21 protein-coding genes are annotated in these 24,790 nt (G+C 72.0%); 19 read left to right on the top strand and 2 right to left on the bottom strand.

The genetic code is table 11. The features are described from left to right. Nucleotides 1-154: 154 nt before the first annotated feature. From SGLAU_RS06115 to SGLAU_RS06100, 4 genes are all read left to right on the top strand, one after another. A complete protein-coding gene (locus SGLAU_RS06115) occupies nt 155-721 on the top strand; it encodes a DUF4365 domain-containing protein (protein WP_043499045.1) in 567 nt (188 codons plus the stop codon). Then, nucleotides 718-1,926: a hypothetical protein gene (locus SGLAU_RS06110; RefSeq protein WP_043499043.1), complete on the top strand. Its 1,209-nt coding sequence runs from the start codon at nt 718-720 to the stop codon at nt 1,924-1,926. Before SGLAU_RS06115 ends, SGLAU_RS06110 begins: the two co-directional genes overlap by 4 nt. Before the next feature lie 90 nt (nt 1,927-2,016). Beyond that, nucleotides 2,017-3,993: a threonine--tRNA ligase gene (gene thrS, locus SGLAU_RS06105; RefSeq protein WP_043499040.1), complete on the top strand. Its 1,977-nt coding sequence runs from the start codon at nt 2,017-2,019 to the stop codon at nt 3,991-3,993. A 225-nt stretch (nt 3,994-4,218) separates the two neighbouring features. After that, nucleotides 4,219-4,779 carry an HIT family protein gene (locus tag SGLAU_RS06100; protein ID WP_043499038.1) on the top strand — a complete coding sequence of 187 codons (561 nt, stop codon included), beginning with the start codon at nt 4,219-4,221 and terminating at the stop codon, nt 4,777-4,779. 52 nt (nt 4,780-4,831) lie between these two features. Here SGLAU_RS06100 and SGLAU_RS06095 read toward each other — a convergent pair whose 3' ends face one another. Together SGLAU_RS06095 and SGLAU_RS06090 are read right to left on the bottom strand one after the other, a co-directional pair. Then, nucleotides 4,832-6,487: a hypothetical protein gene (locus SGLAU_RS06095; protein ID WP_043499037.1), complete on the bottom strand. Its 1,656-nt coding sequence runs from the start codon at nt 6,485-6,487 to the stop codon at nt 4,832-4,834. A 183-nt stretch (nt 6,488-6,670) separates the two neighbouring features. Next, complete coding sequence (locus tag SGLAU_RS06090; protein WP_043499036.1) at nt 6,671-8,869, bottom strand: elongation factor G-like protein EF-G2; 2,199 nt, start codon at nt 8,867-8,869, stop codon at nt 6,671-6,673. A 227-nt stretch (nt 8,870-9,096) separates the two neighbouring features. Here SGLAU_RS06090 and pgsA point away from each other — a divergent pair, with 227 nt between their 5' ends. From pgsA to SGLAU_RS06015, 15 genes are all read left to right on the top strand, one after another. Continuing rightward, the gene (gene pgsA / locus SGLAU_RS06085) at nt 9,097-9,876 is read left to right on the top strand and encodes a phosphatidylinositol phosphate synthase (RefSeq protein ID WP_078957615.1); all 780 of its coding nucleotides are present in this window, start codon (nt 9,097-9,099) and stop codon (nt 9,874-9,876) included. Then, on the top strand, nt 9,873-10,793 hold the full coding sequence (locus SGLAU_RS06080; protein ID WP_043499033.1) for a phosphatidylinositol mannoside acyltransferase: 921 nt from the start codon (nt 9,873-9,875) through the stop codon (nt 10,791-10,793). The genes pgsA and SGLAU_RS06080 overlap by 4 nt, the downstream gene beginning before the upstream one ends. After that, nucleotides 10,790-11,962: a glycosyltransferase family 4 protein gene (locus SGLAU_RS06075; RefSeq protein ID WP_043499031.1), complete on the top strand. Its 1,173-nt coding sequence runs from the start codon at nt 10,790-10,792 to the stop codon at nt 11,960-11,962. The genes SGLAU_RS06080 and SGLAU_RS06075 overlap by 4 nt, the downstream gene beginning before the upstream one ends. Nucleotides 11,963-12,208: 246 nt before the next feature. Continuing rightward, the gene (locus SGLAU_RS06070) at nt 12,209-12,751 is read left to right on the top strand and encodes a membrane protein (RefSeq protein WP_043499029.1); all 543 of its coding nucleotides are present in this window, start codon (nt 12,209-12,211) and stop codon (nt 12,749-12,751) included. A 210-nt stretch (nt 12,752-12,961) separates the two neighbouring features. Next, complete coding sequence (pdxS, locus tag SGLAU_RS06065) at nt 12,962-13,879, top strand: pyridoxal 5'-phosphate synthase lyase subunit PdxS (protein WP_043499027.1); 918 nt, start codon at nt 12,962-12,964, stop codon at nt 13,877-13,879. A 39-nt stretch (nt 13,880-13,918) separates the two neighbouring features. Further along, nucleotides 13,919-14,530 (top strand): pyridoxal 5'-phosphate synthase glutaminase subunit PdxT, encoded by a 612-nt coding sequence (gene pdxT, locus SGLAU_RS06060; protein WP_043499026.1) that lies wholly within the window; start codon nt 13,919-13,921, stop codon nt 14,528-14,530. Nucleotides 14,531-14,578: 48 nt separating this feature from the next. Then, entirely contained in the window at nt 14,579-15,331 is a 753-nt protein-coding gene (locus SGLAU_RS06055; RefSeq protein WP_043499024.1) for a YebC/PmpR family DNA-binding transcriptional regulator, read from the top strand. Between the two features lie 126 nt (nt 15,332-15,457). After that, nucleotides 15,458-16,024 carry a crossover junction endodeoxyribonuclease RuvC gene (gene ruvC / locus SGLAU_RS06050; protein ID WP_043499022.1) on the top strand — a complete coding sequence of 189 codons (567 nt, stop codon included), beginning with the start codon at nt 15,458-15,460 and terminating at the stop codon, nt 16,022-16,024. Continuing rightward, complete coding sequence (ruvA, locus tag SGLAU_RS06045; RefSeq protein ID WP_043499019.1) at nt 16,021-16,626, top strand: Holliday junction branch migration protein RuvA; 606 nt, start codon at nt 16,021-16,023, stop codon at nt 16,624-16,626. Before ruvC ends, ruvA begins: the two co-directional genes overlap by 4 nt. A 119-nt stretch (nt 16,627-16,745) precedes the next feature. Further along, nucleotides 16,746-17,816, top strand: a complete 1,071-nt coding sequence (gene ruvB, locus SGLAU_RS06040; RefSeq protein ID WP_043499017.1) for a Holliday junction branch migration DNA helicase RuvB — start codon at nt 16,746-16,748, stop codon at nt 17,814-17,816. Nucleotides 17,817-17,979: 163 nt separating this feature from the next. Further along, nucleotides 17,980-18,456: a preprotein translocase subunit YajC gene (yajC, locus tag SGLAU_RS06035; RefSeq protein WP_043499016.1), complete on the top strand. Its 477-nt coding sequence runs from the start codon at nt 17,980-17,982 to the stop codon at nt 18,454-18,456. Between the two features lie 132 nt (nt 18,457-18,588). Then, nucleotides 18,589-20,370: a protein translocase subunit SecD gene (gene secD / locus SGLAU_RS06030; RefSeq protein ID WP_078957614.1), complete on the top strand. Its 1,782-nt coding sequence runs from the start codon at nt 18,589-18,591 to the stop codon at nt 20,368-20,370. A 1-nt stretch (nt 20,371) separates the two neighbouring features. Then, the gene (gene secF, locus SGLAU_RS06025) at nt 20,372-21,487 is read left to right on the top strand and encodes a protein translocase subunit SecF (RefSeq protein ID WP_043499011.1); all 1,116 of its coding nucleotides are present in this window, start codon (nt 20,372-20,374) and stop codon (nt 21,485-21,487) included. Next, complete coding sequence (locus SGLAU_RS06020) at nt 21,484-22,023, top strand: adenine phosphoribosyltransferase (RefSeq protein WP_043499009.1); 540 nt, start codon at nt 21,484-21,486, stop codon at nt 22,021-22,023. The genes secF and SGLAU_RS06020 overlap by 4 nt, the downstream gene beginning before the upstream one ends. Before the next feature lie 193 nt (nt 22,024-22,216). Continuing rightward, a complete protein-coding gene (locus tag SGLAU_RS06015) occupies nt 22,217-24,775 on the top strand; it encodes a RelA/SpoT family protein (protein ID WP_043499008.1) in 2,559 nt (852 codons plus the stop codon). Nucleotides 24,776-24,790: the final 15 nt, after the last annotated feature.

The raw sequence follows: 24,790 nt of genomic DNA, 5'->3' as shown, positions 1-24,790 counted from the left end.
TCGATCACCCACGGCAGCTGACGTCCCGTCTCTGCCGGTTCGGTGATACCCGGGCTGTTTGCGCCGTACGCCGCCCGGAGACAACAGGAGTACGGGTCAACGCAGTTCAGCGGCCCGGCACACGCAAAACACGTTGCGCGGAAGGCTGTTGGCCATGGCGGTTGCGCAGCCCGAACGGGGCGGGCTGCTGCCCGGCCGCGCGGGCCCCCTTCGCGGTTCCCTCGCCACCACCGCCTGCATGGAGACCCTGCAGGTGGCCTACCTGCACGCCGTGGCCGCCGCCGCGGGCTGCTCGCTCTCCCAGCCCTTCCCCGACACCGGCATCGACTGGCACGTCAGCCACAGCGCGCCCGGCCACACCGCCGACGACGAGGCCACCATCAAGGTGCAGCTCAAGGCGACCTACCAGGTCGCGCCGAACCCGCCGGGCCGCACCTTCTCCTTCACGCTCGACAACGCCCACCTGGCGAAGCTCGCCCGCACCCCCGTCTCGGTGCACAAGATCCTCGTCGTGATGCTCGTGCCCCGGCCCCGGGACGACTGGCTGCGCGCCGGCCACGACCGCCTCGACCTCAGGCACTGCTGCTACTGGACCAACCTCGCCGGACACCCCGTCACCGGCCGCCACCGGACCACCGTGCGGATCCCCACCGCACGCGTCTTCGACGACCGGGCGCTGTGCGAGATCATGACGCGGGTCGGCACCGGAGGCAGACCATGACCCACCGCCCGCCCGGCGAGCCCCCGCGGCCGGCCCACCCCGAGACCCGCTGGGACCGGCCGCCCGAGCCCGCCCGCGTCGACCCCGCCGTGCTCGGCGCCCTGCTGCGCCGGCACGGCTGGCAGCGCCGCGGCGGCAGCCCAGGACGCTACGGCCGCTGGACCCCGCCCGGCCCCGACGGCGGCCGCACCAGCCTGCTCGTCCCCGAGAGCCGCGCCTTCCCCGACGGCGACGACCTGCTCGGCGAAGCCCTCACCGCCCTCACCCGCAGCCACAGCCCCTCCGCCCGGGAGATCCTGCTCGGCCTCACCGTCCCCAGCGACGAGATCCGCTGGTGGCGGGAGTTCCCGGGCGGGCCGGCCGGCGCCGGCCCGTGGCCCGTCGAGGAGCGGCTGCGCACCGCCGCACGGCAGACCCTGCTCGCCGCCGCGCTCGCCACCCGCGCGCGGGCCGGCCACCACGGCGCCCGGCACCGCCGGGCCGCCGCCGCCCTGCTGGAGGACGTCCTGCTCGGCCCCGGGGACGGCGGGCACCGCCTCACCGCCTTCGTGCCCGTGGCCACCGCACGCCCTCTCGCCGTCCGCCTCCACCAGGCGCTGTACGCCGCCCGCGAGGCCATCGACCTGCGGCGGGCCACCGGCCGGGCGGACGCCTTCGACGGCGCGGTCGGCGCGGGCGTCAGCCGGGAACTCACCGAGGCGCTGATCGCCCTCGTGCACGGCAGCGAGGGTGCCCGGATCGCCGTCGCCTGGGCGCCCGGGACCGGGCCACCCGAGGCCACGGCGACCTCCGCCGAGGCGGTCGAGTTCTCGCCCGGCGACCTGCCCGCGCTGCGCGAGGCCGGGGCCCGCTACCGGCGGGCCGAACCCTCCGTCCCCGTGCGGATCACCGGCGCCGTGGTCCGCATGCGCCGCCCGGGGCCGCGCGGCGGGGGCACCGTGCGGCTGCGGGTGCTCGCGGGGGCCGAGGTGCCGTACGTCCGGCTCATCCTCGACGAGGACGACTATCGCCTCGCCGGCCACGCCCACCTGGCCGGCGTGCCGGTGCGGGTGCGCGGCCGGCTGGAGAGCCGGGGCGGCTTCCGGTGGCTGGCCGGGGCCTCGGACATCGCGCCGGTGCAGGTCGACGAGGCGGATCGGGACCGGCTGGCTAAGTCGCTCCAGGAGAACCTGGACCTCTTCGGGGAGGGGTGCGGCGGGGACTGATTTCGCCTGACGGGCCGGACGCTCGGTACGATCCTGTACTGCGCGCGCTCCCGGTATGGCGCCGCATCCGCCTTCAGTCAGGAGAGACCGGTGTCAGACGTCCGTGTGATCATCCAACGCGATTCCGAGCGGGAAGAGCGCGTGGTGACGACGGGCACTACGGCCGCCGACCTCTTCGCCGGCGAGCGCTCGGTCATCGCCGCACGCGTGGGCGGCGAGCTGAGGGACCTGTCGTACGTGCTCTCCGACGGCGACCGGGTCGAGGGCGTCGAGATCTCCTCCGAGGACGGCCTGAACATCCTGCGCCACTCCACCGCGCACGTCATGGCGCAGGCCGTGCAGGAGCTGTTCCCCGAGGCCAAGCTGGGCATCGGCCCGCCCGTCAAGGACGGCTTCTACTACGACTTCGACGTCGCGAAGCCGTTCACGCCCGAGGATCTCAAGGCCATCGAGAAGAAGATGCAGGAGATCCAGAAGCGCGGGCAGCGGTTCGCCCGCCGCGTGGTCACCGACGAGGCCGCCCGCGAGGAGCTGGCGGACGAGCCGTACAAGCTGGAGCTGATCGGCCTCAAGGGCTCCGCGTCCAGCGACGACGGCGCGGACGTCGAGGTCGGCGCCGGCGAGCTGACGATCTACGACAACCTGGACGCCAAGACCGGCGAGCTGTGCTGGAAGGACCTGTGCCGCGGTCCCCACCTGCCCTCCACCCGGCTCATCCCGGCGTTCAAGCTGATGCGCAACGCCGCCGCCTACTGGCGCGGCAGCGAGAAGAACCCCATGCTCCAGCGCATCTACGGCACCGCCTGGCCGTCCAAGGACGAGCTGAAGCAGTACCTGGACTTCCTCGCCGAGGCCGAGAAGCGCGACCACCGCAAGCTGGGCAACGAGCTGGACCTGTTCTCCATCCCCGAGCAGATCGGCTCCGGCCTCGCCGTCTTCCACCCCAAGGGCGGCATCGTCCGGCGGGTCATGGAGGACTACTCGCGCCGCCGCCACGAGGAAGAGGGCTACGAGTTCGTCTACACCCCGCACGCGACCAAGGGGAAGCTCTTCGAGACCTCCGGGCACCTCGACTGGTACGCCGAGGGCATGTACCCGCCCATGCAGCTCGACGAGGGCGTGGACTACTACCTCAAGCCGATGAACTGCCCGATGCACAACCTGATCTTCGACGCGCGCGGCCGGTCGTACCGTGAACTGCCGCTGCGCCTGTTCGAGTTCGGGACCGTGTACCGGTACGAGAAGTCCGGCGTCGTGCACGGCCTGACCCGGGCCCGCGGCTTCACCCAGGACGACGCGCACATCTACTGCACCCGCGAGCAGATGTCCGAGGAACTGGACAAGACGCTCACCTTTGTCCTCGGCCTGCTGCGCGACTACGGCCTGACCGACTTCTACCTGGAGCTGTCCACCAAGGACCCGGAGAAGTACGTCGGCTCGGACGAGGCCTGGGAAGAGGCCACCGAGACCCTCCGCCAGGTCGCCGAGAAGCAGGGGCTGCCGCTGGTCCCGGACCCGGGCGGCGCCGCCTTCTACGGCCCGAAGATCTCCGTGCAGGCCAAGGACGCCATCGGCCGGACCTGGCAGATGTCGACCATCCAGCTCGACTTCAACCTGCCCGAGCGCTTCGACCTGGAGTACACCGGCGCGGACGGCGCAAAGCAGCGGCCGGTCATGATCCACCGCGCCCTGTTCGGCTCGATCGAGCGGTTCTTCGCGGTGCTCCTGGAGCACTACGCGGGCGCTTTCCCGGCGTGGCTGGCGCCGGTGCAGGCGATCGGCATCCCGATCGGCGACGCCCACGTCGAGTACCTGGAGAAGTTCGCCGCCGCCGCGAAGCGGAAGGGACTGCGCGTCGAGGTCGACTCCTCCTCCGACCGGATGCAGAAGAAGATCCGCAACGCGCAGAAGCAGAAGGTGCCCTTCATGGTCATCGCGGGCGACGAGGACATGTCGGGCGGATCGGTGTCCTTCCGCTACCGCGACGGCTCGCAGGAGAACGGCATCCCGTTCGACGAGGCCATCGCGAAGATCGCGAAGGTCGTGGAGGAGCGGACGCAGGTCTGATCCGCGCCGTCCGGCACACCCGCGCCGCAGGGGAGGCCCCCGGGATCCATTCCGGGGGCCTCCCGTCGTGGACGCGGAGCGCACCCGCGCGACCCGGCGGGCCCACCGGCAGACCCGTGCACACATCGCTCCCGCGGTGCGGCGCGGGCCGCGGGCGCCCGGGCCGGCGCCGCACCGCCTCGCCGCGGGCGGCCCCGGCGACACGCCGCGAACGGGCGAAGCCATATGCTGCATGGCATGACGAGTGAGCCGGAGCAGCAGATCGGAGTGGGGACGCAGGACGCGTTCCAGCGCCTGTGGACCCCCCACCGGATGGCCTACATCCAGGGCGAGAACAAGCCGAGCGGCCCCGGGGCCGACGACGGCTGCCCCTTCTGCTCCATCCCGGCCAAATCCGACGAGGACGGACTCGTCGTCCGGCGCGGTGAGCAGGTGTACGCGGTGCTGAACCTGTACCCGTACAACGGCGGTCATCTGATGACCGTGCCCTACCGCCACGTCGCCGACTACACCGATCTGACGGCCGCCGAGACCGCCGAGCTGGCGGAGCTGACCAAGCAGGCGATGACGGCGCTGCGCACCGCGTCCGGGGCGCACGGCTTCAACATCGGCATGAACCAGGGCTCGGTTGCCGGTGCGGGCATCGCCGCGCACCTGCACCAGCACATCGTGCCCCGGTGGGGCGGCGACACGAACTTCATGCCCGTCGTCGGGCACACCAAGGTGCTGCCGCAGCTGCTGGCGGACACCCGGAAGATGCTGGCCGAGGCCTGGCCGGCGGTCTGAGAACGCGCCGGCGCCCCGGCCGGGCCGGGGCGCCGTGACGTACCCGCGAGCCCTACGCGTCGTACACGTCGGCCTTGCGCGGAGACGGGTCCTGCACCGCCGTGCTGAGGAACGCGGAACGGCTGCCGAACTTCTCCGTGTCGACGCCGTTCTCCTCCAGGACCTTGATCGCCGCGGCGTGGACCACCCGCAGCACCGGGGTCGCGGCGCGCAGGGCGTCGTCGGCCATGAAGCGGTGGCGCCAGGGCTGGTCGGCCCAGGCGTGCCGCAGGCCGAACGGCTCCGGGAGGGCTATCGACCCGCCGAGCCAGTTCAGCAGCGGGGGATACCAGCTGATCGGCGCGCGGACGGCCAGCCGGACGACCTCGTCGCTGTTCACCAGCGGAAGCTTGATGGTGCGGGACTCCCACGGCTTGAACGACTTGCTGACCGACCTGGTCGGCGCCTCCGACTTGGTGGTGAACAGGCCGTTCACGGGGCCGAGGGCGTGGCCGGTGACCTCGATGCGCAGGGTGGCGTGCAGCACGGTGACGGTGATCAGCATGGTGAGCACGAGCTGGCCGTCCCACAGCGTCCACTGCACGCCGAGGTAGTGCCGGTCGCCCGCGCCGAACTGCTGCTTGTTGCAGATCTCCTGTATGGCGTGCGCCTTGACCTGGTACGCCTCCACGTCGGTGCCCTCGGGCCGGGAGACCGCCTTGGCGTTCTCGCCGACCGGGGTGACGATCCAGTGCCGTATCGACGGGGTCGGGAAGCCGCCGGTGTTCAGCGGGCCGCGCTCCAGCATGCGGAGCTGGTCGTGGATCGACCGTATGACGTCCCAGCTGCGGAACGGGTGGATCTCGCGGTCGGCGTGGGCGGGCACCAGGTCCTCGGCGAGCTGCCAGGAACCCCAGCGGGTGCCCATGCCGAGGATGCCCTTGGGACCGGCGTAGAACACGGAGTTCGACTGCTGTTCGGCGCTGAGCCTGGCCAGGGACTGGCGCAGCTGCTCGGCGGCCGTCTCGCCGGGATTGCTGGGCACGGCCTCGGGCACCTTGGCGCCGATGCTGCTGCCCGACAGGAGGCCGTCCCAGCGGGCCCTCAGGTCCGCCGCGGTGTGCTCGCAGACCCGCTTGGCCCAGAACCAGCCGACCACGGGTGCGACGACCGCCGCGCGCCCGTACCACCCCCAGAAGCCGGTGAAGGGCATCCGGACCAGGAAGATCACGGCCAGTGCGCCGACGGCGACGAGCAGCGCGGTGGCCGCCGCGGAGACCCGCTTGTTGTCGCCCCTCGTCATGGTGGTGCGCAGCTGGAAGACCAGCAGCCACACCAGCAGGCCGGGCAGGAACACGAGCCCGCACAGCGCCATGATCGCCGTCAGCTTGTTGTCGCGCTCACGGCGGATGCGGTTGGCGGCCAGGCAGTGCTCGACGACCACCTGCGGCTGGGTGCCGAAGGACTGGATGAGCGGCTTGCGGTCGCCGCCCAGCATGCGGTCGACCACCGCGCGGGAGAAGGCCTCGCCCAGGTTCGGCTTGAACAGCGCGAGCTTTCCCGGGTTCACGGCCGACTGGTGCCATTCGTTGTCGGCCTTCTTGATGTCCTCCACGGGATTGTCCCGATAGGCCGCCGAGGCCAGCGCGAAGGTCGCCGTCTGGCCCTCGTCGCCCGTGCGCGGCACCTGCGGTCCGAACGCGTCCGCGTAACCGCTCTCAACGGTCATACCCGCCCCCACTCGCCGCCACTGTCGTCCTGCGGCCTTCCCGACTTCCCCGGTTCGCACACCTGTTGATCAGGTCATCAGCGTATCCGCAGGCACCGGCATTCGTCGGCGGACGGCCGAAGCCGTCCGCCGATCCGGCACCGGAGCGTCCCCACGCGTCACTTGAGTGCTCCGGCGTCCCAACTAGGAGGCGGCCCGCTCCTGTTCACGGACCCGCGCGGCGACCTGCGCGGGCATCGGTTCGTGCCGGGCGTAGCGGCGGTCGAAGCGCGCCGTGCCGTGCGACAGGGAGCGCAGGTCGACGGCGTACCGCCCGATCTCGATCTCGGGCACCTCGGCGCGCACCAGCGTGCGGCCCCCGGGTGTCTGCTCGGTGCCGAGCAGCCGGCCGCGCCGCCCCGACAGGTCGCTCATCACGGCGCCCACGTACTCGTCGCCGACCAGGACGCTCACCTCGGCCACCGGTTCCAGCAGATGGATCTTCGCGTCGGCGGCGGCCTCCCGCAGGGCCAGCGCCCCGGCGGTCTGGAACGCGGCGTCCGAGGAGTCCACGGAGTGCGCCTTGCCGTCCAGCAGCGTGACCCGGACGTCGATCAGCGGATAGCCGGCGGCGACGCCCTTGGCGGCCTGGGCCCGGACGCCCTTCTCCACCGACGGGATGAACTGGCGCGGCACGGCGCCGCCCACCACCTTGTCGACGAACTCGATGCCGGAACCGCCGGGCAGCGGCTCCACCTCGATCTCGCAGATGGCGTACTGCCCGTGCCCGCCGGACTGCTTCACGTGCCGTCCGCGCCCGGCCGACTTCGCCGCGAACGTCTCCCGCAGGGGGACCCGGTGCGGTACGACGTCGACCTGGACGCCGTAGCGGCTGCGCAGCCGTTCCAGCACGACGTCCGCGTGGGCCTCGCCCAGGCACCAGAGCACCACCTGGTGGGTGTCCTGGTTCTGCTCCAGCCGCATCGTCGGGTCCTCGGCGACCAGCCGGGCCAGGCCCTGGGAGAGCTTGTCCTCGTCGGCCTTGCTGTGCGCCTGGACGGCGAGCGGCAGCAGCGGGTCGGGCATCCGCCAGGGCTCCATCAGCAGCGGGTCGTCCTTGGCGGAGAGGGTGTCGCCGGTCTCCGCGCGGCCGAGCTTCGCCACGCACACCAGGTCGCCCGCGACGGCGTGCGTCACGGGCCGCTGCTGCTTCCCGAACGGCATGGACAGCGCGCCGACGCGTTCGTCCACGTCGTGGTCCTCGTGGCCGCGGTCGGTGAGGCCGTGCCCGGAGACGTGCACGGTCTGGTCGGGCCGCAGGGTGCCGGAGAAGACCCGCACCAGGGAGATCCGGCCGACGTAGGGGTCCGAGGAGGTCTTGACGACCTCCGCGACCAGCGGGCCGTCGGTGTCGCAGGGTTTCAGCTCGCGCGGCTCGCCGTCGATCGTGGTCACGGCGGGCATGGGGTGTTCGAAGGGGGTGGGGAACCCGCCGGTGATCAGCTCCAGCAGCTCGACCGTGCCGATGCCCTGGCGGGCACCCTCGGCGGCCGGCGCCGCGGCCAGCACCGGGAAGAAGGTGCCCCGGGCCACGGCCCGCTCCAGGTCCTCGACCAGCGTGTCCAGGCCGATGTCCTCGCCGCCCAGGTAGCGGTCCATGAGGGTCTCGTCCTCGCTCTCGGCGATGATCCCCTCGATCAGCCGGTTGCGGGCCTCCTCGATCAGCGGGAGCCGGTCCTCGCCCGGCTCGGACTCCTTGCGCTCCCCGCCGGAGTAGTCGAAGAGCTTCTGGGTGAGCAGCCCGATCAGCCCGGTCACGGGCGCGTGCCCGTCCGGTGCCTCGGGACCGTGCAGCGGCAGGTACAGCGGCAGCACGGCGTCCGGGTCGTCGCCGCCGAAGGCCTCGGCGCAGATCCGGGTCATCTCCTCGAAGTCCGCGCGCGCGGCCTCCAGGTGCGTGACCACGATCGCGCGGGGCATGCCGACGGCCGCGCACTCCTCCCACACCATGCGGGTCGAGCCGTCGACGCCGTCGGAGGCCGAGACGACGAAGAGGGCCGCGTCCGCCGCTCGCAGACCGGCCCGCAGCTCCCCGACGAAGTCGGCGTATCCCGGCGTGTCGAGGATATTGATCTTGATGCCGTCCCATTCGACGGGCACCAGCGACAGCTGCACCGAACGCTGCTGGCGGTGCTCGATGTCGTCGTAGTCGGAGACGGTGCCGCCGTCCTCCACGCGGCCCGCCCGGTTCACCGCTCCCGCGGTCAGCGCGAGAGCTTCCACCAGGGTCGTCTTGCCCGATCCGGAGTGGCCGACCAGCACCACATTCCGTACGGACGCGGGGTGGTCGGCCGCCGTAGCCCTGCCGGCGGCTCCGGGATGGGTGTGTGCCTTGTCGCCCATGATCCTGCCTCCCGTGCACGGTGAGGTCACTGTGGGCGCGGACACGCGGGGGCCGCGTGTGGGGCGGCTCCGGCGACGCCCGCGATCCTTCGAGCTTTCCACTCCCGTCACGGTGCGTCCATACGAACGACCGGAACCCGCCTCCCACCGCCCGCCGCGGCCCGTCCGCCGGATCCCGCCGGCCGGTGCGGGTGCCCGGCGGTCACGCACACGCGCGCGTGGCTACGATGGGCCAGCCGGCGGCCAGCAGGGGCCGCCCGGCGACACCGACCCTCGGGAAGGCCATGCTGAACAAGTACGCGCGTGCATTCTTCACGCGTGTCCTCACACCGTTCGCCGCGTTTCTCATCCGCCGGGGCGTGAGCCCCGACACGGTCACGCTGATCGGGACCGCCGGTGTGATCGCGGGCGCGCTGGTCTTCTTCCCCCGGGGCGAGTTCTTCTGGGGCACGATCGTCATCACGCTGTTCGTCTTCTCCGACCTCGTCGACGGCAACATGGCCCGCCAGATGGGCCGCTCCAGCCGCTGGGGCGCCTTCCTCGACTCCACCCTGGACCGGGTCGCGGACGGCGCGATCTTCGGCGGCTTCGCCCTGTGGTACGCGGGCGGCGGGAACGACAACGTGCTGTGCGCGGTGTCCATCTTCTGCCTGGCCAGCGGCCAGGTCGTGTCGTACACCAAGGCCCGCGGCGAGTCGATCGGACTGCCGGTGGCCGTCAACGGGCTCGTCGAGCGCGCCGAGCGGCTGGTGATCTCGCTGGTCGCGGCCGGACTGGCCGGTCTGCACGCCTTCGGCGTGCCCGGCATCGACGTGCTGCTGCCGATCGCGCTCTGGCTGGTCGCGGTGGGCAGTCTCGTCACGCTGGTGCAGCGGGTCGTCACGGTCCGCAGGGAATCGGCGGAGGCCGACGCGGCGGCCGCCCAGGGGGAGGAGAATGCCTCCCAGGGGCACGAGGACGCGCCCCACGGGCAGGCGAACGCCTCTCACGGGAGCGAGGCGACATGAGCGCCCGGGAACGTCTGACGGACGGGCTGTACGGCCTCGGCTGGAGCACGGTGAAGAAGCTCCCCGAGCCGGCCGCCGCAGCGCTCGGCCGCACCATCGCGGACCTCGCCTGGAAGCGGCGCGGCAAGGGCGTCCTGCGGCTGGAACGCAACTACGCGCGCGTGGTGCCCGACGCCACGCCCGAGCGGCTGGCGGAGCTGTCCCGCGCGGGCATGCGCTCGTACCTGCGCTACTGGATGGAGTCCTTCCGGCTCCCGGCCTGGAGCGCCGAGCGCGTCAGGAACGGCTTCGAGGCCAAGGACCTGCACCACCTCACCGACGGCCTGGCCGCCGGCAAGGGCGTCGTCCTGGCCCTGCCCCACCTGGCCAACTGGGACCTCGCGGGCGCCTGGGTGACCACCGCGCTGGACATCCCCTTCACCACCGTCGCGGAACGCCTGAAGCCGGAGACGCTCTACGACCGCTTCGTCGCCTACCGCCAGGGCCTCGGCATGGAGGTGCTGCCGCACGACGGCGGCTCCGCCTTCGGCGCGCTCGCCCGGCGGCTGCGCGACGGGGGCCTGGTCTGCCTGGTCGCCGACCGCGACCTGTCCGCCTCCGGTGTCGAGGTCCGGTTCTTCGGCGACACCGCGCGGATGCCCGCGGGGCCCGCGCTGCTCGCCCAGCAGACCGGCGCGCTGCTGCTGCCGGTGACGCTGTGGTACGACGACTCGCCCGTCATGCGGGGACGGGTGCATCCCCCGATCGAGGTACCGGAGACAGGCACCCGGGCCGAGAAGACGTCTGTCATGACGCAGGCGCTGGCGGACGCCTTCGCCCAGGGAATCGCCGACCACCCGGAGGACTGGCACATGCTCCAGCGCTTGTGGCTCTCGGATTTCGACCCCGCTTCCGGCCCCGCGAAGGGCCGCTCGTGAGGATCGGGATCGTCTGCCCCTACTCGTGGGACGTACCGGGCGGCGTCCAGTTCCACATCCGCGACCTCGCCGAGTACTTCGTCCGCCTCGGCCACGAGGTGTCCGTCCTCGCCCCCGCCGACGACGACACCCCGCTGCCGCCGTACGTCGTCTCGGCCGGCCGCGCGGTGCCCGTGCCGTACAACGGCTCGGTGGCCCGGCTGAACTTCGGTTTCCTGTCGGCGGCCCGGGTGCGGCGATGGCTGCACGACGGCGCGTTCGACGTCATCCACATCCACGAGCCGACCTCCCCGTCACTGGGCCTGCTGGCCTGCTGGGCGGCGCAGGGGCCGATCGTGGCCACCTTCCACACGTCCAACCCGCGCTCGCGCGCCATGATCGCCGCCTACTCGATCCTCCAGGCGGCCCTGGAGAAGATCAGCGCGCGGATCGCCGTCAGCGAGTACGCCCGCCGCACGCTGGTGGAACACCTCGGCGGCGACGCGGTCGTCATCCCCAACGGCGTCGACGTCGACTTCTTCGCCAAGGCCGAGCCCAACCCGGACTGGCAGGGCGACACGATCGGCTTCATAGGGCGCATCGACGAGCCCCGCAAGGGCCTGCCCGTGCTCATGCGGGCACTGCCCCGCATCCTCGCCGAGCGCCCGCGCACCCGGCTGCTGGTCGCCGGGCGCGGCGACGAGGAGGAGGCGGTCGCCTCCCTGCCCGCCGAGCTGCGCTCGCGCGTGGAGTTCCTGGGCATGGTCAGCGACGCGGACAAGGCACGCCTCCTGCGCAGCGTCGACCTGTACGTGGCGCCCAACACCGGCGGCGAGAGCTTCGGCATCATCCTCGTCGAGGCGATGTCGGCGGGCGCACCGGTGCTGGCCTCCGACCTCGACGCGTTCGCCCAGGTCCTCGACCGGGGCGCGGCGGGCGAACTGTTCGCCAACGAGGACGCCGACGCGCTCGCCGAGGCGGCGCTGCGGCTGCTCGGCGACCCGGCACGCCGTGCCGAGCTGAGCGCACGGGGCAGCGCCCACGTCCGCCGCTTCGACTGGGCGACCGTCGGCGCGGACATCATGTCGGTCTACGAGACGGTGGCGGCCGGCGCGGCCGCGGTGGCCGCGGACGACGCGGCCGGCGGCGCCACCGGCCTGCTGGCCCGGCTGCGGCCGGCGCGCGACTGACACCGGCGCCGGTTGCTGGCCCGGGCTGCTGTGGCCGGCGTGGGACTGTCACCGGTGCCGGCTTGCGGGCCCGGCTGCGGCCTGCGCGGGACTGACACCGGCGCGCGGCGGACCGGCCCGCGCGAACGAGCCCTGACCGGCCGACCCGTGCCGTCAGGGAGCGGCAGCCCCCGGCGGGTGCCGGTGAGGGCCGGCCGGGCAGGACACTGGCCGGTCTCGCGGAGCGTCCCGGTAGCCTTGCCGCCCGTGACCGAAACCCTCATCTGGATCATCGTCGTCCTCGTCGCGATCGGCCTCTACCTGAGCTGGACGGCCGGCCGGCTCGACCGGCTGCACGCCAGGATCGACGCCGCCCGCGCCGCGCTCGACGCCCAGCTGCTGCGCCGGGCGTCGGTGGCCCAGGAACTGGCGACGTCCGGGGTGCTCGACCCGGCCGCCTCGATCGTGCTCTACGAGGCCGCCCACGCCGCGCGGCAGGCGGAGGAGGAGCACCGGGAGGTCGCCGAGAGCGAGCTGAGCCAGGCCCTGCGGGCCGTCTTCGCGGAACCGCAGCAGCTGGAGGCGGTCCGGGCGGCCCCCGGCGGCGAGGAGGCGGCCGGCGAGCTGGCGGAGGCCGTGCGCAGGGTGCCGATGGCCCGGCGGTTCCACAACGACGCGGTCGGCGCGGCGCGCAGGCTCCGCGAGCACCGCAAGGTCCGCTGGTTCCGGCTGGCCGGGCACGCCCCCTTCCCGCTGGCCTTCGAGATGGACGACGAGCCTCCCACGGCCCTGACGGACCGGGTGGCCTGAGAGCCGGAGCGCGACGGCGCCGTACCGAGGGGACCTCACCCGCCAGCCCGTTCCGCATGCCCCTCCTGTCCCGCTTCTCCCAAGGCCCCCACCAGCACCCGCGTCCGGAAAAACGAGCCACCGCCTCTCCATTGGCCCTTGCTGTGGACTGGGCCCCTCACGTTTCCTCGGTGCAGCAGCAACCCTCTTCCACCCAGTGAGGTCATACCCGTGTCCACCACGCTCCCCAACTCCTCCGCCCAGACCCCCGAGACCGGCACCGCGCGCGTGAAGCGCGGCATGGCCGAGCAGCTCAAGGGCGGTGTGATCATGGACGTCGTCACGCCGGAGCAGGCGAAGATCGCCGAGGACGCGGGCGCCGTCGCGGTCATGGCCCTGGAGCGCGTCCCGGCCGACATCCGCAAGGACGGCGGGGTGGCCCGCATGTCCGACCCGGACATGATCGAGGGCATCATCGACGCCGTCTCGATCCCGGTCATGGCCAAGTCGCGGATCGGCCACTTCGTCGAGGCGCAGGTGCTGCAGTCCCTCGGTGTGGACTACATCGACGAGTCCGAGGTACTGACCCCGGCCGACGAGGTGAACCACTCCGACAAGTGGGCGTTCACCACGCCCTTCGTCTGCGGCGCCACCAACCTGGGCGAGGCCCTGCGCCGTATCGCCGAGGGCGCCGCGATGATCCGCTCCAAGGGCGAGGCCGGCACCGGCAACGTCGTCGAGGCCGTCCGCCACCTGCGCCAGATCAAGAACGAGATCGCCCGGCTGCGCGGCTACGACAACAACGAGCTGTACGCCGCCGCCAAGGAGCTGCGCGCCCCGTACGAGCTGGTCAAGGAGGTCGCCGAGCTGGGCAAGCTCCCGGTGGTGCTGTTCTCCGCCGGCGGCGTGGCCACCCCGGCCGACGCCGCGCTGATGCGCCAGCTGGGCGCCGAGGGCGTCTTCGTCGGCTCCGGCATCTTCAAGTCGGGCGACCCGGCCAAGCGTGCCGCCGCCATCGTGAAGGCCACCACCTTCTACGACGATCCGAAGATCATCGCGGACGCCTCCCGCAACCTCGGCGAGGCCATGGTCGGCATCAACTGCGACACCCTCCCCGAGGCCGAGCGCTACGCCAACCGCGGCTGGTGATCACCCGAGCCGGTCGTCGAGCGAGCTGGTAGTCACCTGATGAACAACGAAGCCCCTGTCATAGGCGTCCTGGCCCTCCAGGGCGACGTACGGGAGCACCTGATCGCCCTGGCCGCGGCGGACGCCGTGGCCAGGCCGGTCCGGCGCCCCGAGGAACTCGCCGAGGTCGACGGCCTCGTCCTGCCCGGCGGCGAGTCCACCACCATCTCCAAGCTGGCCGTCCTCTTCGGAGTGATGGAGCCCCTCCGCGCGCGTGTGCGAGGCGGCATGCCGGTCTACGGCACCTGCGCGGGCATGATCATGCTCGCCGACAAGATCCTCGACCCGCGCTCGGGCCAGGAGACGATCGGCGGCATCGACATGATCGTCCGCCGCAACGCCTTCGGGCGGCAGAACGAGTCCTTCGAGGCGGCCGTCGCCCTCCGGGGCGTCGAGGGCGGCCCCGTGGAGGGCGTCTTCATCCGGGCCCCCTGGGTGGAGTCCGTCGGCGCGCGGACGGAGGTGCTCGCCGAGCACGAGGGTCACATCGTGGCGGTCCGCCAGGGCAACGCGCTGGCCACGTCGTTCCACCCGGAACTGACCGGCGACCACCGTGTGCACTCCCTGTTCGTCGACATGGTCCGCGCGTACCGGGCGGGCGAGTCCTTGTAGGATCTCTGCCGTTCGTACAGAGATGGGTTACGCGAAGGAGACAGGCAGATGTCCGGCCACTCTAAATGGGCCACGACGAAGCACAAGAAGGCCGTGATCGACGCCAAGCGCGGCAAGCTCTTCGCGAAGCTGATCAAGAACATCGAGGTCGCGGCCCGGATGGGCGGTGCCGACCCGGACGGCAACCCGACGCTGTACGACGCCATCCAGAAGGCGAAGAAGTCGTCGGTCCCGAACAAGAACATCGACTCCGCGGTCAAGCGCGGCGCCGGCCTGGAGGCCGGTGGCGCCGACTACGAGACGATCATGTACGAGGGCTACGGTCCGAACGGTGTCGCGGTGCTCATCGAGTGCCTCACCGACAACCGCAACCGCGCCGCCTCCGAGGTCCGCGTCGCCATGACCCGCAACGGCGGCTCCATGGCCGACCCGGGCTCGGTGTCGTACCTGTTCAACCGCAAGGGCGTCATCATCGTGCCCAAGGGCGAGCTGACCGAGGACGACGTCCTCGCCGCCGTCCTGGACGCGGGCGCCGAGGAGGTCAACGACCTCGGCGAGAACTTCGAGGTGATCAGCGAGGCCACCGACCTGGTCGCGGTCCGCACCGCCCTCCAGGACGCCGGGATCGACTACGACTCCGCGGAGGCCAACTTCGTCCCGACCATGCAGGTCGAGCTGGACGAGGAGGGCGCCAAGAAGATCTTCAAGCTGATCGACGCGCTGGAGGACAGCGACGACGTGCAGAACGTCTTCGCCAACTTCGACGTCAGCGACGAGGTCATGGAGAAGGTCGACGCCTGACCCCGGGCCGGGCAGCACGGCGAGCCGAACGGGCCGACGGGAGACACCCCGTCGGCCCGTCGCCGTGCGCGGGGTTGTCAGTGGCACCCGATAGCCTGCACAAACAGGCGAGCGAAGGAGGGGCGGGTGCGCGTACTGGGGGTGGACCCGGGACTGACCCGGTGCGGTGTCGGAGTGGTCGAGGGCGTGCCCGGCAGACCGCTGACCATGCTCGGCGTCGGTGTCGTGCGCACACCGCCCGACGCGGAGCTGGGGGACCGGCTCGTCGCCGTCGAGCAGGGCATCGAGCAGTGGCTCGACGAGCACCGGCCCGAGTTCGTGGCGGTGGAGCGCGTCTTCAGCCAGCACAACGTCCGCACCGTGATGGGCACCGCCCAGGCCAGCGCGGTCGCCATGCTGTGCGCCGCGCGCCGCGGCATTCCCGTCGCCCTGCACACACCCAGCGAGGTCAAGGCCGCGGTCACCGGCACCGGCCGCGCGGACAAGGCCCAGGTCGGCGCCATGGTCACCCGCCTGCTGCGGCTCGCCGCCCCGCCCAGGCCCGCCGACGCGGCCGACGCCCTCGCACTCGCCATCTGTCACATCTGGCGCGCCCCCGCCCAGAACCGCCTCCAGCAGGCCGTCGCCCGAAGCCGCCCCCGGCAGGCGGTCGCCCCGCACACCGCACACGCAACGAAAGGCCGTACGACATGATCGCCTTCGTCAGCGGCACGGTCGCCGCCCTCGCCCCGGACGCCGCGGTGATCGAGGTCGGCGGCGTCGGCATGGCCGTCCAGTGCACGCCGAACACGCTCTCCACCCTCCGGGTGGGCCGGCCCGCGAAGCTCGCCACCTCCCTGGTGGTACGGGAGGACTCGCTCACGCTGTACGGCTTCGCGGACGACGACGAGCGCCAGGTCTTCGAACTGCTGCAGACCGCGAGCGGCGTCGGCCCCCGCCTGGCCCAGGCCATGCTCGCGGTGCACACCCCCGACGCCCTGCGCCGCGCGGTCTCCACCGGCGACGAGAAGGCGCTCACCGCGGTGCCCGGCATCGGCAAGAAGGGCGCGCAGAAGCTGCTGCTGGAGCTGAAGGACCGGCTCGGTGAACCCCTCGGCGCGCCGTCCGTCGGCGCTCCGGTCACCGCCGGCTGGCGCGACCAGCTGCACGCCGCGCTCATCGGCCTGGGCTACGCCACCCGCGAGGCCGACGAGGCCGTCGCCGCGGTGACCCCGCGGGCCGAGGCCGCCGACGGCCCGCCCCAGATCGGCCCGCTGCTGAAGGCCGCGCTGCAGACCCTGAACCGGGCCCGCTGACGCCCGCCCCGCCCGCGCGAGACAGCGCCCGGCCGCCGATCCGGCCGGAAAGCACCCCGCGGGCGGCGACCCCACCCGCGTACGCCCCATCCGACCGCGACCCCCCCGAGGCACACTCCATGAACTGGGACGACACGACCGACACCTCCGCCGGCGAGCGGCTGGTGGGCCCTGTCGCCGACCGCGAGGACCAGGCCGTCGAGGCCGCCCTGCGCCCGAAGGACCTGGGCGAGTTCATCGGCCAGGAGAAGGTGCGGGAGCAGCTCGACCTGGTGCTGCGCGCCGCCCGCGCGCGCGGCGCCACCGCCGACCACGTCCTGCTCTCCGGCGCGCCCGGCCTCGGCAAGACCACCCTCTCGATGATCATCGCGGCCGAGATGGGCGCCCCCATCCGCATCACCTCCGGCCCCGCCATCCAGCACGCCGGCGACCTCGCGGCGATCCTCTCCTCCCTCCAGGAGGGCGAGGTGCTCTTCCTCGACGAGATCCACCGCATGTCCCGGCCCGCCGAGGAGATGCTCTACATGGCGATGGAGGACTTCCGCGTCGACGTCATCGTCGGCAAGGGCCCGGGCGCCACCGCCATCCCCCTGGAGCTGCCGCCGTTCACCCTGGTCGGCGCCACCACGCGGGCGGGCCTGCTGCCGCCCCCGCTGCGCGACCGCTTCGGCTTCACCGCCCACATGGAGTTCTACGAACCGGCCGAACTGCGGCGGGTCGTCCACCGCTCCGCCAGCCTGCTCGACGTCGAGATCGACACCGACGGCGCGGCGGAGATCGCCGGCCGCTCCCGGGGCACGCCCCGGATCGCCAACCGCCTGCTGCGCCGGGTGCGGGACTACGCCCAGGTCAAGGCGGACGGCGTCATCACCCGGGAGATCGCCGCGGCCGCCCTCGCGGTCTACGAGGTCGACGCCCGCGGCCTCGACCGTCTCGACCGCGCCGTCCTGGAGGCCCTGCTCAAGCTGTTCGGCGGCGGGCCGGTCGGCCTGTCGACGCTCGCCGTCGCGGTGGGGGAGGAACGCGAGACCGTCGAGGAGGTGGCCGAGCCCTTCCTGGTCCGAGAAGGCCTGCTGGCCCGTACCCCCCGCGGCCGGGTCGCCACCCCGGCCGCATGGGCGCATCTCGGCCTGACCCCGCCCCGCCCGCAGGCCGGGGGAAACGGACAACAGGACCTGTTCGGGGCGTGACGGCGAGGGAATCGCCCGAGCAGGAACCCCGGTGCCATGCTGAGCGTTGTTCCATGCGCGCGGACTCGCTTAGACTCCGCCGATGCCGCCTAAGTCGGCGGCACGCACACCCCCAACCATCAGGCCGCTCACCATCGCGGTCGTGTGAAGGAAGTACCGACCCGTGAGTCTCGTGACCCTCCTCCCGTTCATCGTGCTCATCGGGGCCATGATCCTGATGACCCGGTCGGCCAAGAAGAAGCAGCAGCAGGCCATCGAGATGCGGAACCAGATGCAGCCCGGTTCCGGCGTCCGCACCATCGGGGGCATGTACGCCACGGTCAAGGAGGTCAGCGAGGACACGGTCCTCCTCGACGCCGGGCCGGGCGTCGAACTGCTCTTCGCGAAGAACTCGATCGGTGCCGTTCTCTCCGACGACGAGTACAACCGCATCGTCCACGGCATCGAGCACGACCTGAAGTCCGACTCGGACCTCGTCCCGGACGACGCCTCCGCCCTCACCGAGACCGACGGCGACTCCGACGCTGCCGCCGCCTCCGACGACAAGGCCGTCGACCTCGGCAAGAAGGACGCGGAGCCCTCCGACGACACCGCGGACGAGGCGCCGAAGAAGACCGACGGCGACACCGACGCGAAGTAGTGATGTCCCGGGGCGCGCGGGCGGGACTCGCCTGCCCCGGGACACGCGCATCCCGCGCGGGATCCCGAGACCATGTCATGGCCGCCCGCACGCCCACCCGGCGCGAAGCGGCCCGAGAGGGAGTACGAGAAGGTGGCAGCACCTAAAAGGGGCCGGAACGCGAGCGCCCAGAGCAAGCCGGGGCGCTCGCTGGCCCTGATCCTGATCGCCATCGTGGCGCTCACCGGGGGCATGTTCGCCTCCGGTCACACCACTCCGCGGCTCGGCATCGACCTGGCCGGCGGCACGAGCATCACGCTCCGCGCCGTCGCGGAGGACGGCAACGAGGCAGCGATCAACAAGACCAACATGGACACCGCGGTCTCCATCATGGAGCGGCGGGTCAACGGTCTTGGCGTCTCCGAGGCGGAAGTCCAGACGCAGGGCACGCACAACATCATCGTGAACATCCCCAAGGGCACGAACTCCAAGCAGGCCCGGGATCAGGTCGGCACCACCGCCAAGCTCTACTTCCGCCCGGTGCTGGCCACCGAGCCCACCGGCGGCGCCCCCGCCACTCCCTCGCCCACCGGGACGCCGAGCGGCTCCCCGAGCGCCGCCGCCTCCGAGAAGGCCACGGACAAGGCCACGGAGGGCGCGAGCCCGTCCGCCTCCGCGACCGGCACGCCCTCCGCCTCCGCCACCACCCAGGGCCGCGCGGTCACCGGCGCCCTCAAGGCCGACCCCACCCCGTCCGGCAGCGCCTCCGGCTCCCCGGCGGCCAGCCCCTCCCCGTCGGCGAGCGCCGGCGGCGGCACCGACTCCGGCAGCGACGCGCAGGCCGCGTACGCCACGCTCGACTGCTCCAACGAGAGCCAGCGCACCAAGGCAGGCGAGGGCGCCAAGCCCGAGGAGACCACGGTCGGCTGCGGCGAGATCCAGGGCGTCTGGTACAAGTACCTGCTCGGCCCGGCGGCCGTCGACGGCACCGACGTCAAGAAGGCCCAGGCCGTCTACGACACCCAGAGCGGCGCCGGCTGGAAGGTCCAGATGGACTTCACCTCCGGCGGCGACAAGAAGTTCGGCGACATCACCGCCAAGCTGGCGCAGAACCCCCAGCCGCAGAACCAGTTCGGCATCGTCCTGGACGGCGAGGTCGTCTCCAGCCCGTACGTCAACCAGGCGATCACCGGCGGCAACGCCGAGATCTCCGGCAGCTTCACCCAGCAGGAGGCCCAGGGCCTCGCCAACATGCTGTCGTACGGCGCCCTCCCGCTGACCTTCAAGGAGGACAGCGTCACCACCGTGACCGCGGCGCTCGGCGGCGAGCAGCTGGAGGCCGGCCTGATCGCCGGCGCCATCGGCCTCGCCCTGGTCGTGCTCTACCTGGTGGTCTACTACCGCGGCCTGGCGCTCATCGCGATCGCCTCGCTGCTGGTCTCCGCCGCCCTCACCTACGTGATCATGTCGCTGCTCGGCCCGGCCATCGGCTTCGCGCTGAACCTGCCGGCCGTCTGCGGCGCCATCGTCGCCATCGGCATCACGGCGGACTCGTTCATCGTCTACTTCGAACGGGTCCGGGACGAGATCCGCGAGGGCCGCACCCTGCGCCCGGCCGTCGAGCGCGCCTGGCCCCGCGCCCGGCGCACCATCCTGGTCTCCGACTTCGTGTCCTTCCTCGCCGCGGCGGTGCTCTTCATCGTCACCGTCGGCAAGGTCCAGGGCTTCGCCTTCACGCTGGGTCTGACCACCGTCCTCGACGTCGTGGTCGTGTTCTTCTTCACCAAGCCGCTCCTGACGCTGCTCGCCCGCCGCAGGTTCTTCGCGGACGGCCACCCCTGGTCCGGCCTCGACCCCAAGCGCCTGGGCGCCCGTCCGCCGCTGCGCCGCACCCGCCGTCCCGCCGCCGGCCCCGTCGAAACGAAGGAGGCCTGAGATGTCGAAGCTCGGCAACCTCGGCGCCCGACTGCACCGTGGCGAGGTCGGCTACGACTTCGTCAAGAACCGCAAGATCTGGTACGGCATCTCGATACTGATCACCATCACGGCCATCGTCGGCCTGGCGGTGCGCGGCCTGAACATGGGCATCGAGTTCCAGGGCGGCGCCGTCTTCACCACCGGCAAGACCTCCGTCTCCGTCTCGCAGGCCGAGGAGTACGCGGAAGAGGCATCCGGCCACGACGCCATCGTCCAGAAGCTCGGCAACGGCGACGACGGCAGCCTGCGGATCCAGGTCGCCGGCATCGACACCGAGCGGGCCGACCAGATCAAGGACACCCTCGCCGAGGACATGAAGGTCGACCCCGAGTCGATCAACGCCGAGCTGGTCGGCCCGAGCTGGGGCGACCAGATCGCCAACAAGGCCTGGCAGGGCCTCGGCATCTTCCTGATCCTCGTGGTGATCTACCTGGCGATCGCCTTCGAGTGGCGCATGGCGGTCGCGGCGTTCGTCGCCCTGATCCACGACATCACCATCACCGTCGGCATCTACGCCCTCGTCGGCTTCGAGGTGACGCCGGGCACGGTGATCGGTCTGCTGACCATCCTCGGCTACTCGCTCTACGACACGGTCGTCGTCTTCGACAGCCTCAAGGAGCAGACGAGGGACATCACCAAGCAGACCCGCTGGACCTACAGCGACATCGCCAACCGGTCGATCAACAGCACCCTGGTCCGCTCGGTCAACACCACGGTCGTCGCGCTGCTGCCGGTGGCGGGCCTGCTGTTCATCGGCGGCGGTGTCCTCGGCGCCGGCATGCTGAACGACATCTCGCTGTCGCTCTTCGTCGGCCTCGCGGCCGGCGCGTACTCCTCGATCTTCATCGCCACGCCGCTCGTCGCCGACCTCAAGGAGCGCGAGCCGCAGATGAAGGCGCTGCGCAAGCGCGTCCTGGCCAAGCGGGCGCAGGGCGGCGACCACGACGAGCCGCAGACCGGCGACGGCGGCGACGAGGCGTACGCCGACGAGGCCACGCCCGCGGTCGTCGGTCCCCGCGACCAGTCCGGGACCCGCACCCGCGGCCGGGGCCGCCCCTCCGGGAAGCGCCGATGACCGGCATCCAGGAGCTGCTGCTCAGCCGCATCCGCGATGTCGCGGACTACCCGGAGCCCGGGGTGATGTTCAAGGACATCACCCCGCTCCTCGCGGACCCGGCGGCGTTCACCGCGCTCACCGACGCGCTGGCCGGGATCGTGGAGCGCACCGGCGCCACCAAGATCGTCGGCTTGGAGGCCCGCGGTTTCATCCTCGGCGCCCCGGTGGCCGTCCGCGCGGGCGTCGGGTTCATCCCGGTCCGCAAGGCGGGCAAGCTCCCCGGCGCCACCCTGCGCCAGTCCTACGACCTGGAGTACGGGTCGGCGGAGATCGAGGTGCACGCCGAGGACCTGAGCACGCAGGACCGCGTCCTGGTCATCGACGACGTGCTGGCCACCGGCGGCACCGCCGAGGCCTCCCTCCAGCTGATCCGCCGGGCCGGCGCCCAGGTCGCGGGCGTCGCCGTACTGATGGAGCTGGCGTTCCTCGACGGCCGCAGCCGCCTGGCACCGGCCCTCGACGGAGCGCCCCTGGAGGCGCTGCTCGTCGTCTGAGCACACCGCGACGGCGGCCGGACGGCCGTACGGCACCGCTGAGGCGGGCCCGGAGGAATCCGGTGCCCGCCTCATGCGTTTGCCCGGTAGGCCACTTCCACTTTGGCCTGAAGGCGATCCCGGTGCCCAGGATCGCTACCATGGGGTATCCGGAGCCTGACCGGGGGACCCGGATCGCGCACGAGGAGCCCTCTTGCCAGACGAGGCCCAGCACCTGACCGCCGCCAAGCCCGAGCGAGCCTCGGAGCCCGCGGCCGAGCCCGCGCCCGCGAAGGACGAGCCGCGCGGGACGGCCCGGCACGACCGGTCCGCGTCCGCCGCCGACTCCGCCGAGCAGGCCCGCCCCAAGCCGTCCCCCGCTCCGGACCCCGGCCGGGCGGGCGGGTCCCCGTCCGCCGAGCGCCCCGCGCCGCCGATCCGCCCGGCCACGCCGCCGCAGCCCGCCCGCTCCGGCTCCTCCAACCGGGTGCGCGCCCGCCTCGCCCGGCTCGGTGTACAGCGCGCGAACCCGTACAACCCCGTGCTGGAGCCGCTGCTGCGGATAGTCCGGAGCAACGACCCCAAGATCGAGACGTCGACGCTCCGCCAGATCGAGCGGGCCTACCAGGTCGCCGAGCGCTGGCACCGCGGCCAGAAGCGCAAGAGCGGCGACCCCTACATCACGCACCCCCTCGCCGTCACCACCATCCTCGCCGAGCTGGGCATGGATCCGGCCACGCTGATGGCGGGCCTGCTGCACGACACCGTCGAGGACACCGAGTACGGCCTGGAGGACCTGCGCCGCGACTTCGGCGACGTGGTCGCCCTGCTCGTCGACGGCGTCACCAAGCTGGACAAGGTCAAGTTCGGTGAGGCCGCCCAGGCCGAGACCGTGCGCAAGATGGTCGTCGCCATGGCCAAGGACCCGCGCGTCCTGGTCATCAAGCTCGCCGACCGCCTGCACAACATGCGCACCATGCGCTACCTCAAGCGCGAGAAGCAGGAGAAGAAGGCGCGCGAGACCCTGGAGATCTACGCGCCGCTCGCCCACCGCCTGGGCATGAACACCATCAAGTGGGAGCTGGAGGACCTCGCCTTCGCGATCCTCTACCCCAAGATGTACGACGAGATCGTCCGCCTGGTCGCGGAGCGTGCCCCCAAGCGGGACGAGTACCTGGCGATCGTGACCGACGAGGTCCAGCAGGACCTGCGCGCCGCCCGGATCAAGGCGACGGTCACCGGCCGCCCGAAGCACTACTACAGCGTCTACCAGAAGATGATCGTCCGCGGCCGTGACTTCGCGGAGATCTACGACCTGGTGGGCATCCGCGTCCTCGTGGACACCGTCCGCGACTGCTACGCGGCCCTCGGCACGGTGCACGCGCGATGGAACCCGGTCCCCGGCCGGTTCAAGGACTACATCGCGATGCCGAAGTTCAACATGTACCAGTCGCTGCACACGACGGTCATAGGCCCCAACGGCAAGCCCGTCGAGCTGCAGATCCGCACCTTCGACATGCACCGCCGCGCCGAGTACGGCATCGCCGCGCACTGGAAGTACAAGCAGGACGCCGTGGCGGGCGCCTCCAAGGTCCGCACCGACGTCCCCAAGGCGTCCGGCAAGGACAAGGACGCCATCAACGACATGGCCTGGCTGCGGCAGCTCCTGGACTGGCAGAAGGAGACCGAGGACCCCAGCGAGTTCCTGGAGTCCCTGCGCTTCGACCTCTCCCGCAACGAGGTCTTCGTCTTCACCCCCAAGGGTGACGTGATAGCGCTCCCCGCCGGGGCCACCCCGGTGGACTTCGCGTACGCCGTGCACACCGAGGTGGGCCACCGCACCATAGGAGCACGGGTCAACGGCCGGCTCGTCCCGCTGGAGTCCACCCTGGACAACGGCGACCTGGTGGAGGTCTTCACCTCCAAGGCGGCCGGAGCGGGTCCGTCCCGCGACTGGCTCGGCTTCGTGAAGTCGCCGCGCGCCCGCAACAAGATCCGCGCCTGGTTCTCCAAGGAGCGCCGCGACGAGGCGATCGAGCACGGCAAGGACGCCATCGTCCGCGCCATGCGCAAGCAGAACCTGCCGATCCAGCGCATCCTCACCGGCGACTCCCTGGTCACCCTGGCGCACGAGATGCGCTACCCGGACATCTCCGCCCTGTACGCGGCGATCGGCGAGGGGCACGTCTCCGCGCAGAACGTGGTGCAGAAGCTCGTCCAGGCCTTCGGCGGCGAGGAGGCGGCCACCGAGGAGATCGACGAGAGCGTGCCGCCGTCGCGCGGCCGCAGCCGCAAGCGCCGTACCAGCACCGATCCGGGCGTGGTCGTCAAGGGCGTCGAGGACGTGTGGGTCAAGCTGGCCCGCTGCTGCACACCGGTCCCGGGCGACCCGATCATCGGCTTCGTCACGCGCGGCAGCGGTGTGTCGGTCCACCGCAGCGACTGCGTGAACGTGGACTCGCTGTCGCGGGAGCCGGAACGGATCCTCGACGTCGAGTGGGCGCCCACCCAGTCCTCGGTCTTCCTGGTGGCCATCCAGGTCGAGGCGCTGGACCGCTCCCGGCTGCTGTCGGACGTCACCCGCGTCCTGTCCGACCAGCACGTCAACATCCTCTCCGCGGCCGTCCAGACCTCCCGCGACCGCGTCGCCACCTCCCGGTTCACCTTCGAGATGGGCGACCCGAAGCACCTCGGCCACGTCCTGAAGGCGGTCCGGGGCGTCGAGGGCGTGTACGACGTGTACCGGGTGACGTCGGCGCGCAACCGCTCGTAGGGAGGTCCGCCGGAC

This window comes from Streptomyces glaucescens (assembly GCF_000761215.1).
Taxonomy (GTDB): Bacteria; Actinomycetota; Actinomycetes; order Streptomycetales; family Streptomycetaceae; genus Streptomyces; species Streptomyces glaucescens_B.
This window is presented reverse-complemented; position numbering and strand designations above follow the sequence as displayed.

Excerpts from the sequence above, each read along its gene's own strand:
- SGLAU_RS06110 (WP_043499043.1), top strand. The coding sequence starts at position 718 with ATGACCCACCGCCCGCCCGGCGAGCCCCCGCGGCCGGCCCACCCCGAG.
- SGLAU_RS06055 (WP_043499024.1), top strand. The coding sequence starts at position 14,579 with ATGTCCGGCCACTCTAAATGGGCCACGACGAAGCACAAGAAGGCCGTG.
- ruvB (WP_043499017.1), top strand. The coding sequence starts at position 16,746 with ATGAACTGGGACGACACGACCGACACCTCCGCCGGCGAGCGGCTGGTG.
- pgsA (WP_078957615.1), top strand. The coding sequence starts at position 9,097 with ATGGGCCAGCCGGCGGCCAGCAGGGGCCGCCCGGCGACACCGACCCTC.
- SGLAU_RS06090 (WP_043499036.1), bottom strand. The coding sequence starts at position 8,869 with ATGGGCGACAAGGCACACACCCATCCCGGAGCCGCCGGCAGGGCTACG.
- SGLAU_RS06080 (WP_043499033.1), top strand. The coding sequence starts at position 9,873 with ATGAGCGCCCGGGAACGTCTGACGGACGGGCTGTACGGCCTCGGCTGG.
- SGLAU_RS06100 (WP_043499038.1), top strand. The coding sequence starts at position 4,219 with ATGCTGCATGGCATGACGAGTGAGCCGGAGCAGCAGATCGGAGTGGGG.
- ruvA (WP_043499019.1), top strand. The coding sequence starts at position 16,021 with ATGATCGCCTTCGTCAGCGGCACGGTCGCCGCCCTCGCCCCGGACGCC.
- SGLAU_RS06095 (WP_043499037.1), bottom strand. The coding sequence starts at position 6,487 with ATGACCGTTGAGAGCGGTTACGCGGACGCGTTCGGACCGCAGGTGCCG.
- SGLAU_RS06115 (WP_043499045.1), top strand. The coding sequence starts at position 155 with ATGGCGGTTGCGCAGCCCGAACGGGGCGGGCTGCTGCCCGGCCGCGCG.
- pdxT (WP_043499026.1), top strand. The coding sequence starts at position 13,919 with ATGAACAACGAAGCCCCTGTCATAGGCGTCCTGGCCCTCCAGGGCGAC.
- SGLAU_RS06020 (WP_043499009.1), top strand. The coding sequence starts at position 21,484 with ATGACCGGCATCCAGGAGCTGCTGCTCAGCCGCATCCGCGATGTCGCG.
- secF (WP_043499011.1), top strand. The coding sequence starts at position 20,372 with ATGTCGAAGCTCGGCAACCTCGGCGCCCGACTGCACCGTGGCGAGGTC.